The 14898-nt window shown below is 56.5% G+C and carries 13 protein-coding genes; 4 read left to right on the top strand and 9 right to left on the bottom strand.

The genetic code is table 11. The annotated features are described in order from the left end of the window. Positions 1–57 precede the first annotated feature (57 nt). Positions 58–288 carry an alpha/beta-type small acid-soluble spore protein gene (locus FE783_RS26310; RefSeq protein WP_138882345.1) on the top strand — a complete coding sequence of 77 codons (231 nt, stop codon included), beginning with the start codon at positions 58–60 and terminating at the stop codon, positions 286–288. A gap of 198 nt (positions 289–486) precedes the next feature. Here the strand turns inward: FE783_RS26310 and FE783_RS26305 are convergent, their stop codons facing one another. Next, a complete protein-coding gene (locus tag FE783_RS26305) occupies positions 487–1797 on the bottom strand; it encodes a neutral/alkaline non-lysosomal ceramidase N-terminal domain-containing protein (protein WP_158302037.1) in 1311 nt (436 codons plus the stop codon). Between the two features lie 250 nt (positions 1798–2047). Here FE783_RS26305 and FE783_RS26300 point away from each other — a divergent pair, with 250 nt between their 5' ends. Next, positions 2048–3388 (top strand): neutral/alkaline non-lysosomal ceramidase N-terminal domain-containing protein, encoded by a 1341-nt coding sequence (locus tag FE783_RS26300; protein ID WP_158302036.1) that lies wholly within the window; start codon positions 2048–2050, stop codon positions 3386–3388. Between the two features lie 67 nt (positions 3389–3455). Here the strand turns inward: FE783_RS26300 and FE783_RS26295 are convergent, their stop codons facing one another. From FE783_RS26295 to FE783_RS26275, 5 genes are read right to left on the bottom strand one after another with little or no spacing between them, the layout of a single operon-like run. After that, a complete protein-coding gene (locus tag FE783_RS26295) occupies positions 3456–4454 on the bottom strand; it encodes an SGNH/GDSL hydrolase family protein (protein ID WP_138882342.1) in 999 nt (332 codons plus the stop codon). Then, positions 4451–5236, bottom strand: coding sequence for an alpha/beta hydrolase (locus tag FE783_RS26290; RefSeq protein ID WP_138882341.1), 786 nt, complete (start codon positions 5234–5236; stop codon positions 4451–4453). Before FE783_RS26290 ends, FE783_RS26295 begins: the two co-directional genes overlap by 4 nt. A 23-nt stretch (positions 5237–5259) precedes the next feature. After that, positions 5260–6192: a Gfo/Idh/MocA family oxidoreductase gene (locus tag FE783_RS26285; RefSeq protein WP_138882340.1), complete on the bottom strand. Its 933-nt coding sequence runs from the start codon at positions 6190–6192 to the stop codon at positions 5260–5262. Further along, positions 6189–7490 (bottom strand): enolase C-terminal domain-like protein, encoded by a 1302-nt coding sequence (locus FE783_RS26280; RefSeq protein WP_138882339.1) that lies wholly within the window; start codon positions 7488–7490, stop codon positions 6189–6191. Before FE783_RS26280 ends, FE783_RS26285 begins: the two co-directional genes overlap by 4 nt. After that, positions 7487–8503 (bottom strand): Gfo/Idh/MocA family protein, encoded by a 1017-nt coding sequence (locus tag FE783_RS26275; RefSeq protein ID WP_158302035.1) that lies wholly within the window; start codon positions 8501–8503, stop codon positions 7487–7489. The genes FE783_RS26280 and FE783_RS26275 overlap by 4 nt, the downstream gene beginning before the upstream one ends. A 276-nt stretch (positions 8504–8779) precedes the next feature. Here FE783_RS26275 and FE783_RS26270 point away from each other — a divergent pair, with 276 nt between their 5' ends. Then, entirely contained in the window at positions 8780–10213 is a 1434-nt protein-coding gene (locus FE783_RS26270) for an extracellular solute-binding protein (RefSeq protein WP_138882337.1), read from the top strand. 81 nt (positions 10214–10294) lie between these two features. Here the strand turns inward: FE783_RS26270 and FE783_RS26265 are convergent, their stop codons facing one another. Together FE783_RS26265 and FE783_RS26260 are read right to left on the bottom strand one after the other, a co-directional pair. Further along, positions 10295–10666: an O-methyltransferase gene (locus tag FE783_RS26265; RefSeq protein WP_138882336.1), complete on the bottom strand. Its 372-nt coding sequence runs from the start codon at positions 10664–10666 to the stop codon at positions 10295–10297. A 288-nt stretch (positions 10667–10954) separates the two neighbouring features. Next, positions 10955–11179 carry a hypothetical protein gene (locus tag FE783_RS26260; protein ID WP_138882335.1) on the bottom strand — a complete coding sequence of 75 codons (225 nt, stop codon included), beginning with the start codon at positions 11177–11179 and terminating at the stop codon, positions 10955–10957. A gap of 219 nt (positions 11180–11398) precedes the next feature. Between FE783_RS26260 and FE783_RS26255 the strand changes: the two genes are divergently transcribed. Next, a complete protein-coding gene (locus FE783_RS26255) occupies positions 11399–12661 on the top strand; it encodes a methyl-accepting chemotaxis protein (RefSeq protein WP_338015906.1) in 1263 nt (420 codons plus the stop codon). Positions 12662–13016: 355 nt separating this feature from the next. On the opposite strand, the gene FE783_RS26250 is transcribed toward FE783_RS26255, so the two are convergent. Further along, positions 13017–14807 carry a M3 family oligoendopeptidase gene (locus FE783_RS26250; RefSeq protein WP_138882334.1) on the bottom strand — a complete coding sequence of 597 codons (1791 nt, stop codon included), beginning with the start codon at positions 14805–14807 and terminating at the stop codon, positions 13017–13019. Positions 14808–14898 lie beyond the last annotated feature (91 nt).

Below are 14898 nucleotides of genomic sequence, written 5' to 3'. Positions count from 1 at the left end.
TTTTACGAGTATTTTTTCATTTTCTGTTTATAATACGTATCAACGGAGGTGATAAATATGGCAGCAGGACAAAGTCGTTCCAGCAATCAGCTCGTAGTACCTCAAGCAAACGCAGCCTTGGACCAAATGAAATACGAGGTAGCTCAAGAGCTCGGCATTCAAATCCCTCAAGACGGTTACATGGGCTACATGGCTACCCGTGACACCGGCGCGATCGGAGGGCACATCACTCGTCGCCTTGTTCAAATCGCTGAACAACAACTGAGTGGAAGCCAATTCACCCGCTAAACTATACTTAACCAAAACCCGGCTGCGCTGGAACATCCAGCGTTGCCGGGTTTTCATATGTCCGCGCGTTTCATTATACCATGACACGCCCGCACTTCGGAAAAGAAGAGAAACAGGCGGGTCTCCCACCCGGAAGACATCGCCTGTTCCTCTTTTCCGTCATCTATTTCCGCCCGCCCTGGCGGCTTACCGCACGCCTCACATTCCTTCGCCGGCTTTCAGCTCCCCGAGCAGCTTCAGCGCGCATTCCACGAACATGTCGCCCGTCTCCTCCTGCAGCCGGTTGCCCGCTGTAATCCGCGGCTCGTATCCGCCCAGCCTATAAGACTCCATGGTGCATACATACGTCCCTACGATGCCGTTGCACAGCTCGTTGATCAGCGTTAAGCCGTACGGCGAACGCGCCTTGATGTCCAGCCCGAACTCAACGAACAGTTCCGCCGGTATCCCGACGACGGCCACGTCGCCGACCGTAATCGTCTGAATTTCGGCTTCCGTCGTCCCTTCTCCGCGTCTAGCTGCCTCAAGCAGTTCTTTGGCGAAATTGCGCTCCACATTTCCTTCCGGCAAATTGGCAAGATTGGCGCGGGCCGTCTCAATCTGCTCCTCGGTAGGCTGACGGTAGCGCAGCGTAACCGAGGCATTCCGTTCCTCTACCTTCGCTTCATCGGACGTACGGATCTTCTCCCTGACCTTCAACACTTCGCCCGCGAGAATCCGACCCATCTTGATATAGTGGCGGGACGGCTTCGCGTAATCTTCCTTTCGTCCGCTCAGCACGTTGTAGTGGTTAATGTTCCCGCTTGCCCCCATCATGAACAGGCTGACCGTCTGCTCGCCGAGCGCTTTCTTCAAATAGGCCGATAGTTCTCCGGGAAAATCGGCGCAATATTCCGTCCCGCCGACCGTATCGGTATGTACCGCATAGTTGGTAACTACGCCCATCGGACGACCTTCCGCATCGTCGATCCGGATGACCCCGACCTCGGGATCGATCGGTCCGGCGGGGCGGTCGATATCCGGATTGCCGATTCCGGGATTTGTCCGCAGTGTTCCATCCTTCATGAAGAAACGGCGATGAAAGGCGATGTCCGCCTCATGCCCCGCTCCGAAGCCGATGCGGGCTTCCCTCCTGCTCCTGTAAGCGAGTACGACGGCATCCGCCGCTTTCACGGCGAGCCAGTCCAAATAAGCCTCGTCCGCATTCAAGAAAGTCGTGGTCGCGACCGCAGGTCCGGTATGGGTATGCGTCGCCGAAATCATGACCCTCTCCGGCGGGATGGCGGTAAGCCGCCCGACTCTCTCGCGAACGTCCTCGACTACCCGTCTCGGCACCAGAATCGTATCGAGCACGACAAACGCGACAGCGCTTCCATCTTGGTCGACGACGAGCGCCTTCGCATACAGCCTATCGATCACCCCCGTCGATTTCCGGTCATTGAAATAACCGGGCATCGTACTTCCGAGCGACGGGGTAATATCCAACTCGCTCACTCCGCATTGCAGCATACCGCTCCACTCCCCACTCGTAAACATTAGTATCCCAACCTTATCATATACGCGACGGGCGGAGAAAATCTTTGGACTATCCGACAAGAAAGTTGTACTTTTGGTACGGCCGATCGCAATGACAAAAAATATGGCTTTCCGTGCAAAGCGCATGGTCCGATTACCCCTTATGCTAAGAAGTAGACGCAGAGAACCCCTCCTGGTTCGGGAGAGAAATCAAATTAGGCGGAGAAAGGCAGGAGTTGCACGGATGGATGGCAGTCATAGACAAACAGGCACTTTTGCAGGAACGGGCGTACGGGACATCACGCCCCCTTCGGGGAGCGATTTGGCCGGATCGATCGTCCGGGTTGTCTCTACCGGCATAGCGGCCCGGCTGATGGCGAGGTCGATCGTGCTCGAATCGGCGGGCCGAAAGCTTGTTTTCTGCGCGGTCGATGTGGCCGTAATCCCGAATGAAACGGCCCGCAGCGTTCGCACCCGCGTACAGGAGCGGCTCGGGATACCGGCGGAGGCTGTCATGATCGGCGCGACCCATACGCATAACGGGCCGGTCGTGACTCCGCTGAACGATGAATCCGTGCCGGCGGGGAGCGGTTACATTCCATTTATGGAGGATCAGCTGGTCGCCTCGATCGTCGAGGCGGATGAAACGCGCGTTCCCGCACGCATCGGCGTAGCGGTCGGCGAAGAGCCCAGCCTCGTGTTCAACCGTCGGCTGAAACGGCCGGACGGGAGAATCGTCATGAATTTTATAGGCAAAGCCAGCTTGAGCGACTGCCGTTCGGACGGACCGGTAGATCCGGATGTGTTTCTCATTCGGGCTGAAGATTTGTCGGGCAAAACGGTTGGGCTTGTCGTCAACTTTCCGCTTCATAACAACGCCGGAGGCGGAAGACAGCTTCATTCCGATATTTCGGGCTTTCTGGAAGAGGTCATGCAATCCGGACTGGGGGCGGAGTGCCCGGTGCTGTTTCTTGCCGGCGCGAGCGGCGATGTGAATTGGCTGGATTACCGGAATGCGAAGCAAACGTCCGGTCTCGAGGAAGCTAGGCGAATCGCGGACGTGCTGGGGGAGCGTCTGGTGCGTATGAGCGAAGCGATAACGATGCGGGATGATCTCCCGCTGGCTTGCGTTCATACGGAAGTCTCCATCGCCGAGCGCCCGCTTCAACCGATCGACCATACCGATGACGGGTGCTTCGGAGGATCAGGGACGGCGTTTGACGGATTTTATGCGGGAATTCGGGATCGTCTGCAAGGGCATACGGAGTGGGACACCCATACTTACGACATAAGCGCATTTCGCATAGGAGACACGGTCTGGATCAGCAATCCCGGAGAGCTGTTTGTCCGGCTTGGGCTGGACGTCAAAAGCAAGTCCCCGTTCGGCGCCAAGGGCACATGCATGTGCACGCTGACGAACGGCTACGCCGGCTATATCCCGACACCGGAAGCTTTTCGGGAAGGCGGGTATGAGGTCAGAAGAACGCTGTACAGCAGCTTTCTGGATACCGAGGCCGGTCCTCTCTTCGTGGACAAAAGCCTGGAGCTGTGCGGCCTGCTGTTCGATCGGGAAGATCGCGGTTAATCGCGAAAGAACGCGAAGAGCCGTTCCGCATCATCCGATCATGATGACGGAACGGCTCTTACCCTTTCTACTCCTTCAGCCAAGCGAACAAGACGTCAGCCATCTGCTTGTAGCCTTCGACGGCAGGATGCACGCCGTTGCTCTGGCATTCTTCCAGCCGCGCGTTGCGGGCATTCGCCGCCGTCACTTCCGTATGCATATTGCGCGCCGTATCGAGATTGACGTGAAGCGGAATAAGCTCGATGCCGGAACGGCCGGAGAAGCGGCTCATCAGCTCGCGATTCCATAAATACCAATTGCGCCTGTACCGTCTGCGGCTTTGTCCGGCGCCGTAGTTTTTGCCGAAGCTGTCCTGCGTCCTAGACGGCGGAATGACGAGCATCATCCCGATGCGGATACCGGCATCGAAACGATGGATATCCTCGATCATTTGCTCCAGCATCGGCATTTTCCGGGCCAGCAGCCCTTCCACGCCGACGTCTTCCGTTTCGTTGAACGCATCGTTGATACCTAGATGAATGCAGACGTCGTCAAGCCCGGCATACCCGTTCTCCGCCATGTAGCGGGCGAAATCGTATTTGTCTTCGAACACGAACGGGCTTTCCGCCTTCTGGAAATAATCGTCGACTTTCCAGCCGCCGCGGCCCTCAAAAGAATTGGGAGCCGTACCTTTCGTCCCGAACAGCGTAACCCCGGAGCCATCCGTAGCGAACAGCCTAAGCAATTCGCCCGTATACTGTCCGGCCGCCGTCGTGCTGTCACCGATAAACAGCACGCGCCTGCCGCCCCCCGGGGCGGAGCCCGCCGCTTTTACGCGGATGACGGTATGAGCCGCGGCCAATAGGTCTCCCTCTTCCGAGTAAACTTCCACGGTCAGCGGGTAGTCGCCCGGCTGTTCCGGCACGCACGTCCAACGATCGTTGCGGTGGCGGCCGATCCCGGCGTGCACGTCGAAATCGTAGCGCGAGCTTTCCCCCGCGATCAGGTTGTCGAAATACAAATTCATTTCATGCCCAACGACGGCGTAAAGGACGGGCGGCAGCAGCAAATCGTATGGCCGCATCATAGGCGCGAGAGGAATTCTTCCAGTTTGACCATCGCCTTCTTCTGCAGCGGACCCGCCACCCCGTAGAAAAAGCCGTGCTGCGCGTCATCGCAGTATACGACCTCCGACGAGCATCCGGCCGACTTGATGCTGTCGCTCATCCGGTAAATATACTCGTGCGGGAAAAACTTCTCATGCTCGACGACGAAAAATAAAAAGGACGGTCCCGACGGCTTCACATACCGGTCCGGAGACGCTTTGGCGAACTGGTCGGTCGGTTCCCCGTACGGAACCCCGATCACCTTCTCGATGTCGACCCGGATCGCCGCGTCCATATCCGGCCATTCCTCCAGCGTTGCCGGCCCGTTGATGGAGACGCAACCATCCGGCTTCCTCCACTCGCCCGACAAACGTACCGGCACCCCAACTTCCTCCGGCTCCATCAAGGCGAGCAGCGAAGCCAAATGCGCGCCGGCCGAGCTGCCGATAACGACGATGCGGCGTATATCCGCCCCCTGCTCCGCGAGCTGATGAACGAAAAGGTCATAGCTCTCCATGACATCGGCAAGCTGCACGTTCCATTTGGCCTGCGGAGCGAGCCTATACCCCGCACTCGCGCACCAATACCCTTGAGCCGAATAATGCTCCAGATGATGATGGAACGCATCTCGCGCACCCGCATGCCAGCCGCCCCCGTGGACGTAGAATAGCGCCGTATCCTTAGCGGCGCCGGCCGGACGCGCGATATCGACCGCTCGTTTCAGCACGATCGGACGATCAAGATAGTACGTAACCAAATCCATACGCGTACCCCCAGTTTCTCCGATTATTTCGCCTTAGGGTACTTCAATTCCTTATACGATACGGCAAAGGCCGCACCGTCATACCCGGCGTAATCGTCGGGTATTTCATTCAACGCGACGGCGGCGCCTTCCTGCTCGTACGATAATTTTGCCGCGATTGCGGACAGCTCCACCTCGACCAGCTGCTCGATCGCAATCGGAGCCGGTGCTTCGCCCGCCAAATAAGGCAGTATCGTCTCCAAAAGCGCCCGATACAGCTTCCCGTTGTCGACCTTGATATAATCGACGCGCTTCTGCGTCACGACGTTCGCATAGAACGGCAAATATCCGGCCGTTTTCCCTACGCTTACGATACCGCGTCTGCCGTCATCCCAAGTCAGCTCCATCTGGCGCTGGCCGCCTCCCGTACCGAGGTAACGGGCATGCCGGACGCCGGGACCCATTATGCCGTGCAGCATCGAATAAGCGTGGATGCCGTAGTTGAACTCGTCAACGGCGCAGCCGGCGAGCGCGTACACCCATTCTTCCTTCGGAATGCCAAGCGCGTTATATTCCCGCACCTCGACGCAGCAGTGCAATGAAGATCCGCCCGTAATGCGGGCGCCTTCTTGGACCCACTTCACGATTTGCTTCAAATCGCGGACGTTGCCGGCCAGCGGCTTGTCGATAAAGACCGCTTTGCCCGCCTCGACGAACGGCCTGGCGCGCTCGATGTGCAGATCCCAATCGCAGCTGTGAATAAGAGCCACATCGACGAGCCCGACCATGTCCTCCACAGTCGCGCATACTTTCGGAATGCCGTGATCCTTCGCGAATTTCTCCGCGAAGCCTTCAGGGTTAATGACGCCTCCGTCATACACGGCCGCTACTTCATGCCCCATTTCCCGCAAAACCGGGATAAAACTGACCGGGTGAGACGTATCAAGGTCTACGAGACCGATGCGCAAACTTGTCATCCGGGTTGTCCTCCTTCGCATAATGCCTCATAGTGGGCCCCTGTTTCCAGAGCGCCTCCGTCCGTTTCGTAGAAGCCGCCGTTCAGCCGGAAAATCCCTTTGTCCGCCTCGATCCAGTCTGCACCGGCGCGGGGGTGCCAGCTTTTCATCCGCTCCCAGTTGCGGTAGTTTTGGTGTCCGTTCGTCTCGATGACGCCGACCTTCAGGCCGGGAATCGGATCAAGCCGGGCCGCCAAGTTTTTGTTCCAGTCGACGAGAACCGGATTCGCCGTCAAGTCGGCGCAGAAGCATGGGATGCCTTTATCCCGGGCGATCTTCGCTACTTTCAGGCTCATGCTCATCGTCTTGGCTACCGGCTTGAGCGCCAGTGCCCCGTAGCCGAGCTCGATTCTTTCCAGCGCGTCGTGCGTATCATGCACGCTCTCGTCGGCGGCGAGACGTACCGGAACGTCCGATACGTCCGTCTTCACCTCTTCCGGGAACGGCTCCTCGAACAGGACGATCCGCTCGAGCGCGCCGATCTTGTCGGCATGCTCAAGCAGGCGGAGCAAGCGGTCTTTCCCGTCGTACCGGCCGTTCGCGTCCAAATAGTACGCGATTTTCCCGCTCGACGTATGCTCCGTTTCGTACCGCGAGGCGATCTCGTGAATTTGCGACAGCCTGCGGCAATCCCATTCCAGCATTTTGCTCTGGCTGCCGTCCTGATCCGGATCGGCGCCGACTTTTATTTTCAATAAAAAATATCCGTCGTCCAGCACTTTCGCGATATCGTCCTCGGACATGCCGTACGGAATAAGCGGGATGCTGCCGAGCCGCGTCTGCTTCTCGGACAGAGCCGACCGGTAAGCTTCCGGGACGAGCTCTCCGAAACGGAGCCCTTTGTTCTTCGCAAACAATCCCCATGCGGCATGATCGACGGTGACGAGCGAGTTCAGCGCGAAAGTGCTTCTCAGATCGGGCAGGCCGATCGATTTCTTGCCATAGGCGAGCACCTGAGGGAAAAGCTGCTCCAAGAGCTCGAACGGAGTCTCAAATTCGGCCTTCTCCAAACCCGCAAGCGCACTGCGGGTCATATTGGCCATCAGCTCGTTGCCTGCGACTTCCCCGTACCGGACGAATACCCGGGCGTCCGACCAAAGCACGCTTTGGACGCCGACGCCCATCCCGACCGATCCGTCGGCGCCCGTGAGCAGGGTGACCGACTGCCACAGCTCGGACAAGTACGCGCCTTTGAACCCGAACGGGGAAAGGAGCGGCTCGTTTTGCACCGTATGCTTCGTCTTCGCGACCCGGATCATGCCTGTACCTTGCCCGGAATGGAGGATACGGCCTGCTCCACGACCGATTTGATCGGCTCCGGCTTGCCGCTGCGCAACGATTCGAACGCCTGCAGCACCATCAGAGTCGCATACAAGCCGTCCACGTGGTCGATCGGCGGAGGCGTATCCTCCTGCAGACAGCGAAGGAACGCTTTGTTCTCCTCCAGAAATCCGGATTCGGTTCCTTTGAACACTTGAGTCTCCTTACCGGCTTCCGTATAAGTCAGCGTCGTCAGCCGGTCGTTGATTGTAATCGCCTTGTTCTCGGCGAACAGCTGCATGAAAAATTTGCTCGTAAACGGCGGACAATTGCAATCGCCCTGCACCAAATTGCCGGCCGCTCCATTGTCGAACCGGAATACGGCTACCATATTGTCGACGACTCCGGTCGGCTGGTAATAGTTGCCTCCTGCGGCGTAAACCTCAACCGGCTCTCCACCGGCTACGAAACGCAAAATATCGGCGGAATGGCATCCTTGGCTGAGCACGTTGCCGCCGCCTCTGACCGGGTCGTTCGGCCATGCCGTGTTGCCCCAGCGGTTGTCCATCATCTGCATCGTCACGACGACCGGCTGCGGGATCAGCTCCTTCGCTTTCCAGAGCAGCTCATAGTATCTCATTTTGAACGCCGTGAACAGCTTCTTGCCGCTGCGGATTACGGCTTCCCCGATGAGGAGGCAATCTTCCTTGGTCATGGCGAGCGGTTTTTCGACCAGAACGTGCTTGCCCGCATTCAGAGCCCGGATACAATATTCCGCGTGCGTGTCGTGTTGGGTCGTTACGTAAATCGCATCCAGCGACGGGTCGTTAAAGAAGCGATCCGTATCCGAAGTCGCATATTGTCCCCCGAATTGCTCAAGCATCGCCTGTGCGCTTTGCTCGAACACGTCGCAGTACGCCGCGATTTCCATTCCCTCCAGCTCGGCTATGCATTTGGCATGCGTTTTACCCAAGTTTCCGCAGCCGATAATCCCCACTTTAATTGTACTCATCGTGTTTGGCTCCCTTCCGTTGTCCGGAATAATCGTGCAGCTTCGATAAACTGCTGTACATCTTGCGAAGATTCTAAAATAATTACCTAATTGCTGTATAACTTGATGTACATTTTTCGCTTTTATCATACATACGACATGGAACGACTGTCAATCATTATTTAATTTATATTTGGGCCGCTCCGCGCTGCCGATCTTATACATCAGATTGCTGTACATTTCGGACAGGATTCGATATGATACTATCATCACACTCATCCGGAAAGGTTGCTCCCCATGAATGACACCGACAAACCGAGCCGCAAATCGTTCGACTCCCGGCTGAAGCGCATGATCGACATTCTCCGTGCGGACATCATGAACGGCACATACGGCCCCGGCGATTATCTTCCTTCGGAGAAAGCATTGACGGAACAGTTCAGTCTGAGCAACAAATCGGTCCGCAAAGGGCTGGAAACGTTAATCGCGGAAGGCTTGATCGTCAAGCTCGACCGCGTGGGCAGCCGAGTGACGGATTCCGCTCCGGGATCGTCGATCGCGCTCACGCTCGGGCTTACCTCGTCCATCGAACGGGATATCGCCCTTTCCGCCCTGCTCGACGATTTCCATAAGCTGTACCCTTCGATCCGCGTCAAACCGCTGCAGGTGAAATCCGCCTCGAACTATTTAAGCGCGGTCAAAGAATATATGGAGAACGGATTGATCGACGTCTTCACGCTCAACAACCTCGATTTCCAGAGCATCATCGACGATGGAGACGTATCCGTGCTTCAGCCGCTTCCTGCCGATCCGCACCTGTACCGCTCTTCCCAGGAGGCGTTCGTGCACGAGGGGAAATGTTACGCCAGGCCTCTCGTCTTCTCGCCGATTATTCTCGCCTACAACCGCGCCCATTTCCGCGATTCCGGGGTACCGGAGCCGGACGGCAGCTGGACATGGGAGGACGCAATGCTTCACGCTGCGGCTTTGACGGAGCCCGGGCTTCGCCACGGACTTTATTTCTATACGCTGTCCGACAACCGCTGGCCGGCCTTCCTGCTGCAGAGCGGCGAGCGGTTCGAGCCCGGCGTCGACGGCACATTCCGGCTGGCCGACAGCCGGATGCTGACGAGCATAAGGCTGTGCAAAAGGATCATTTCCGACCGCGCCATTTTTCCGAGCTATTTATCCGAGAACAGCGACGATGTGAACGAGTTGTTCAAGCAGGGCAAAGTGTCGATGATTATGACCAACTACATGACGATCAACGATTTCAAAGACACGGATCTCGAATACGATATCTCTCCGCTTCCGTATATGTACGAGCCGCGGGCGCTGCTGAACGTCATCGGCGTCGCCGTCTCCGCCAGCTCCAAGCAGGCGGACGCAGCCCGGCTGCTGTCCGATTATCTCGCCTCCGCCAGGGCTCACCGGATCATCCGCGAACGGACGCTCAGCCTTCCCGCCCATAAGGCAACGGCGGAAGGAAAGGGTAACCCGGAGGAAGGCATGAACCGGCCGTCCCGCTATTATTTGTTCCGCGAAATCATGGCGTCGTACCGGCTTCACCGGGAGCTGAACCTGAATACGTCCGCCTTCAACGGCTTGAGGCAGCTGCTCAAAAAGTATTGGTCCGGACTGATCGACGAGAAGGAGCTGTGCGAGCAAGTGTCCGTACTGCCGATAACTACCGGCCGTGGCGCTGCGAAGACGGGCTCCTCCCACGATTGACCCAAGCATAAAGGCCTGACGCTAAGCGTCAGGCCGGATTTTTTTCGATTGAATTGTAGGAATAAGGGATAAGAGGATGGATTAGTTCGATTTGCGCACGAGCAAATTCGACATATTATAGTTCGACTCGAACTGAACGCTCGTGCATAGCTTGCTTTGACGTACGGTGAAATCGAAATTGATCTCGCCGTGAGTCCAGTTCGTCTTGTACTTGAGAGCATCGAGTGCCATTTTGCGCAGGGCGCGCTGCTGAATGTCTGTCAATCCCGATGCCTTTGGTTCGACTTGGCCGTCCATTCCTTCTAGAGGAAGATGGCGCACCCCGAATTTTCCAATGAGATTGTTGCGGATTTGAACGAAAATGGTCCCGGAACACAGCTCGGACAGCTCTAGTTGCAGTTCTTTGAATACCATGTCCAGCTGCCGGGACAAAGACAGCTGATCGACGATCATGAATTCCCTCCTTCCATTATCAAAATTTGGAATTTATGGTGTAAATTCGTGGTGCTTAAGTCACATTATACTGACAATTCACACATTTTTCAACAACAATTTACAAAATCAACCACTTTTATAGGATGATGGACCTATTTCCCCTTTTTTCGCCATATTTCTGCAGCCAAGCTCCATATTCTCTTGTTAGCGCAGCAAAACAAGCCTGTCCCCCGCTCGGAACAAGCTTGTCTGTATTCAACCCCACTGCTTGGGGGCCGCTAAGTGTAGTTCACGCGCTGCAGCAACTTACTGACCGAACGGAACGTAAGTTTCATTGCGTATTTCCAATACTTTCGATATCGGAATGCCGGTATGTTCGTGGATGTCGAGAACCGTGCTCCGCGGATTCGTCTTCAAGTAGTTGCGCATAGTCAAGTAATAACCGTCATGCAGCTCCTGGCATTTCGCGCAGTAAGACGATCTCTGCTGCACGTACAGCTGCCCGCAATGTTTGCAGTTGGCCAGTGACATTCGTATCCCTCATTTCTCCCATCCGTTGCTCACACACATATTCGTGGACGGCCTGCCGATTTATGGGGGTGCCTGTACGACTATTATAAGCATGCGGAACGACATCCTCTAGGGTAATTGGGACTAAGTTTTGACACTGTATTGACATAAGTCGATAGACCGATAAAGTTCGACATGATATAATCGTACTTATCAAAATATGGAAGAGGGTTCAAGTTGATGATGGACAAACTCCAGGCTTTATCGTTCAAAAAGAAGCTGCAGATCGGCTGCTATACGATCGTGGCGGTCTTTTCTTTAGTTATCCTGTTCATGGCCTGGATTTCGGACGCTTCGTTCGTCGGCTCGCTGCTGACCGTGCTCATCCTCGCGGGCGCGAGCATCCCTTTCGTCGGCTGGCTGGAGAGAGCGCTTACAGCGCCGATCGAGAACATGTCCCGCATCGCGCTCAACATCGCGAGGGGCGATTTCTCCATGAAGGCGCAAGTCGATTCGAACGACGCGCTCGGCGAGCTCGGCAAGACGTTCAACCAGATGATCGACAAACTTCGCGGCATCTTGAACGAAACGACGACGATTACCCGCTCCGTTGTCGATACGAGCCGCGAAGGAAGCGACAAAAACCGGCTGTTGAAGGAAGTCATGAGTCAAGTGACGCACTCGGCGGGCGAGCTTGCCGCAGGATCGGTCAAAATTACCGAGGAAATTACGAGCATTGCCGCGGCGATTAAAGACATCGATCAGAAGGTGACCTCTTACGCGCATTCCACCAAAGAAATGAACGACAAGTCGGAAGTGATGATCCGGCTCGTCGAGCAAGGGCAGAAAGCGGTTTTCAGCCAAAACGAAGGCATGAAGCGCAACGTCGAAGCGACCACGACCGTCTCCGAATCGATCGACCAGCTCGCGGAGCAGGCCAAGGGCATCTCCCGCATTACGAAGACGATATCGGAAATCGCCGAGCAGACGAACCTGCTGTCACTGAACGCTTCCATCGAGGCCGCAAGAGCGGGCGAGCACGGCAAAGGCTTTGCGGTCGTCGCACAGGAAGTGCGGAAGCTTGCGGAGGAATCGACCTCCTCCACGAAGGAAGTATTCGGCCTCGTGCGCAGCATCGAGCAGGGGATCGTGCTTGCCCTGCACCAGATGGCCGCCAACCAGGAAATCGTGCAGACGCAAACGACGCTTATCCGCGAGACGGAAGCGATTTTTGCGCAGATCGTGGGCAGCATCGAATTTATCGCCGAGACGATTACCCAGTTCGCTAAAGAAAGCGATCTGATGCTCGAAAGCGCCACGATGATTTCATCCACGATGGAAAATATCGCCGCGATTACGCAGCAGTCCGCCGCCGGTACGGAGGAAGTGTCGGCGTCCATGAACGAGCAGATCGCCGTCGTTGACGCGCTGGTCCAGCAATCGGAGCAGATGATGCAAACGGCCGGCCAGCTTCAGCGGACGATCCAGATTTTTCGATTATAAGGAAGGAAAGAGAGCGGTTGTGCCGGCGTAAGCCCGCATGGCCGCTTTTTAGTGAACTTGATCTCGAAAGAGAGCTTCATGACAGAGTCATGAGGCGCCTCTACAAACGATTGTTTGAATTACGCGTACAAAGTAGAAGGAACGAATAGAGGGCGCAACGTATAGGAAGAGCACTGCATGAAGCGGGTCGAAGGAAGGTGGATCGACGATCCTCCTTCCTTCGACGAAAAGCGATCCAAAAACTAACGATGTTCCGAAGACGGCCCCGTAACTGACACGTAAACATGCGGGGTCTTGGGGTGCAACCCCAAGTCCTCCCCCTTGGCGAAGGGGGAAAGAGGGGAATCGAAAAAATTTATTCGGTCATAGCCAGAAATTGCGTTACGTCTTCGACGGCCAAGTCGACCGCGCTTTGCCAAAAATCCGGCTTGGTCAAATCGACCCCGAGATGTTTGCGGGCAAGCTCCTCGACCGTCATGCTCCCCGTGTCGCGGAGCAAGGCGATATATTTGTCCTCGAAGCCGGAGCCTTCCTGCTGCGCAACCGCATAGATGCCCGAGCTGAACAAATAGCCGAACGTATACGGGAAATTATAGAACGGAACGCCCGTTATGTAGAAATGCAGCTTCGACGCCCAGAAATGCGGATGGTACTCGCCCAGAGCGTCCTTGTAAGCGCGTCTTTGGGCATCGGTCATCAGCTCGTTCAGCTCGTCCGTGCCGACCAGTCCTTTTTTGCGCCGCTCGTAGAACTCCGTTTCGAACAAGAAGCGCGCATGGATGTTCATGAAGAAGGCGACGGACCGTTGAATTTTGTCCTCGATCAGCGTCAGCCGCTCCTCGTCGGAGGCAGCCTGCTTGACCGCGGCATCGGCAACGATCATCTCCGCGAACGTGGACGCCGTCTCGGCGACGTTCATTGCGTATTCCTGCGCCAGAGCCGGCATATCGTTCATCACATGCTGATGGTAGGCGTGCCCGAGCTCATGCGCCAAAGTAGCGACATTGGAAGCGGTATTGGCGTACGTCATGAAGATGCGGGTCTGCCCTTTGATCGGGAACGACGTGCAAAATCCTCCCGGACGTTTGCCCGGACGGTCTTCCGCTTCGATCCAGCGGTTGTCGAACGCCATCTCGGCGAATTCGGCCATCTTCGGGCTGAACTTGCGGAACTGTTCCACGATCATGCCGGCCGCCTCGTCGAACGACACTTCTTTGGCCGCTTGACCGACCGGTGCGTCCACGTCGTGCCAAGAGAGCGATTCGAGACCGAGCATCTTCGCTTTGCGCTGCAAATAGGCGACGAACGGTGCCTTGTTCCGGTCGATTACTTCCCACATCACTTGGAGCGTCTTCTCGGACATCCGGTTGATATCGAGCGGTTCCTTCAATATCCGGTCCCAGCCCCGGTGTTTGTAAACTTGGATACGGAAGCCCGCAAGCCGGTTCAGGGCGTCGGCGGCATAATCGGCGGATTCTCCCCATGCCTTCTCCCATTCCGCGAATAGGCGGGTCCGAACATCCCGGTTCGGGCTGTGCAGCTTGTTGGCCGCCTGCCCGGCCGATAAATGGACGGTTTCGCCATTGTCCTCGAACGCGATGCTGAACTTGCCGACCGCGGTGTTATAAGCCTCGCCCCATCCATGATAGCCGTCCACGGCCAAATCCCCGATCAACGATTCCTGCTCCGGCGAAAGCTTCTCCAAAGCGAGCTTGCGGCGTTCGTCGAGCGGAAAGGCGATCGAGCGGAACGTATCCGATTCAAGCAGCGCGGACCAGGCCGGGTCCGGAATCAGTCGGAGCAGCTGATCGAACCGGGTCAGAACGGAAGAGAAAGCCGCGCCGATCGAGGCGATTTGCCCGTTCAACTGCACCGCTTTTTTGTCGTGCTGGTTTTCTGCGGCCAGGCAGCCCGCGAACGAATCCGCTTCGCGCAGCATGAGCGTAATGCTCTGCATCCGTCCGACCAGCTCGGACAGCGTTTCGATACCGGGAGACTCGCTTTGCCCGGATACGGCCTGCACGGACCCGCGAAGCTGCTCGACCTCCTGTTCGATCCGCTCGAGAAATTGTCCGAACTCGGCGGACGAGCTGCCCCCCGGAAAGAAGACGTCCAGATCCCAAACGACACTGTATGGCTGTGGCATGGCGTTCTCACCCTCCTGTACATGGTTATAGGAACATTAAACCATATTTCGGTCAAATTATGAAACGGACATTATTCGTGCGGCGGCCATT

This window comes from Paenibacillus mesophilus, from assembly GCF_005938385.1.
In the GTDB taxonomy this organism is placed as follows: domain Bacteria; phylum Bacillota; class Bacilli; order Paenibacillales; family NBRC-103111; genus Paenibacillus_AB; species Paenibacillus_AB mesophilus.
Note: the sequence above shows the minus strand (reverse complement) of the source record. Positions and strands in the feature narration are given on the sequence as shown.

Excerpts from the sequence above, each read along its gene's own strand:
- FE783_RS26265 (WP_138882336.1), bottom strand. The coding sequence starts at position 10,666 with ATGATCGTCGATCAGCTGTCTTTGTCCCGGCAGCTGGACATGGTATTC.
- FE783_RS26300 (WP_158302036.1), top strand. The coding sequence starts at position 2,048 with ATGGATGGCAGTCATAGACAAACAGGCACTTTTGCAGGAACGGGCGTA.
- FE783_RS26310 (WP_138882345.1), top strand. The coding sequence starts at position 58 with ATGGCAGCAGGACAAAGTCGTTCCAGCAATCAGCTCGTAGTACCTCAA.
- FE783_RS26255 (WP_338015906.1), top strand. The coding sequence starts at position 11,399 with ATGATGGACAAACTCCAGGCTTTATCGTTCAAAAAGAAGCTGCAGATC.
- FE783_RS26285 (WP_138882340.1), bottom strand. The coding sequence starts at position 6,192 with ATGACAAGTTTGCGCATCGGTCTCGTAGACCTTGATACGTCTCACCCG.
- FE783_RS26275 (WP_158302035.1), bottom strand. The coding sequence starts at position 8,503 with ATGAGTACAATTAAAGTGGGGATTATCGGCTGCGGAAACTTGGGTAAA.
- FE783_RS26295 (WP_138882342.1), bottom strand. The coding sequence starts at position 4,454 with ATGATGCGGCCATACGATTTGCTGCTGCCGCCCGTCCTTTACGCCGTC.
- FE783_RS26280 (WP_138882339.1), bottom strand. The coding sequence starts at position 7,490 with ATGATCCGGGTCGCGAAGACGAAGCATACGGTGCAAAACGAGCCGCTC.
- FE783_RS26305 (WP_158302037.1), bottom strand. The coding sequence starts at position 1,797 with ATGCTGCAATGCGGAGTGAGCGAGTTGGATATTACCCCGTCGCTCGGA.
- FE783_RS26270 (WP_138882337.1), top strand. The coding sequence starts at position 8,780 with ATGAATGACACCGACAAACCGAGCCGCAAATCGTTCGACTCCCGGCTG.
- FE783_RS26250 (WP_138882334.1), bottom strand. The coding sequence starts at position 14,807 with ATGCCACAGCCATACAGTGTCGTTTGGGATCTGGACGTCTTCTTTCCG.
- FE783_RS26260 (WP_138882335.1), bottom strand. The coding sequence starts at position 11,179 with ATGTCACTGGCCAACTGCAAACATTGCGGGCAGCTGTACGTGCAGCAG.
- FE783_RS26290 (WP_138882341.1), bottom strand. The coding sequence starts at position 5,236 with ATGGATTTGGTTACGTACTATCTTGATCGTCCGATCGTGCTGAAACGA.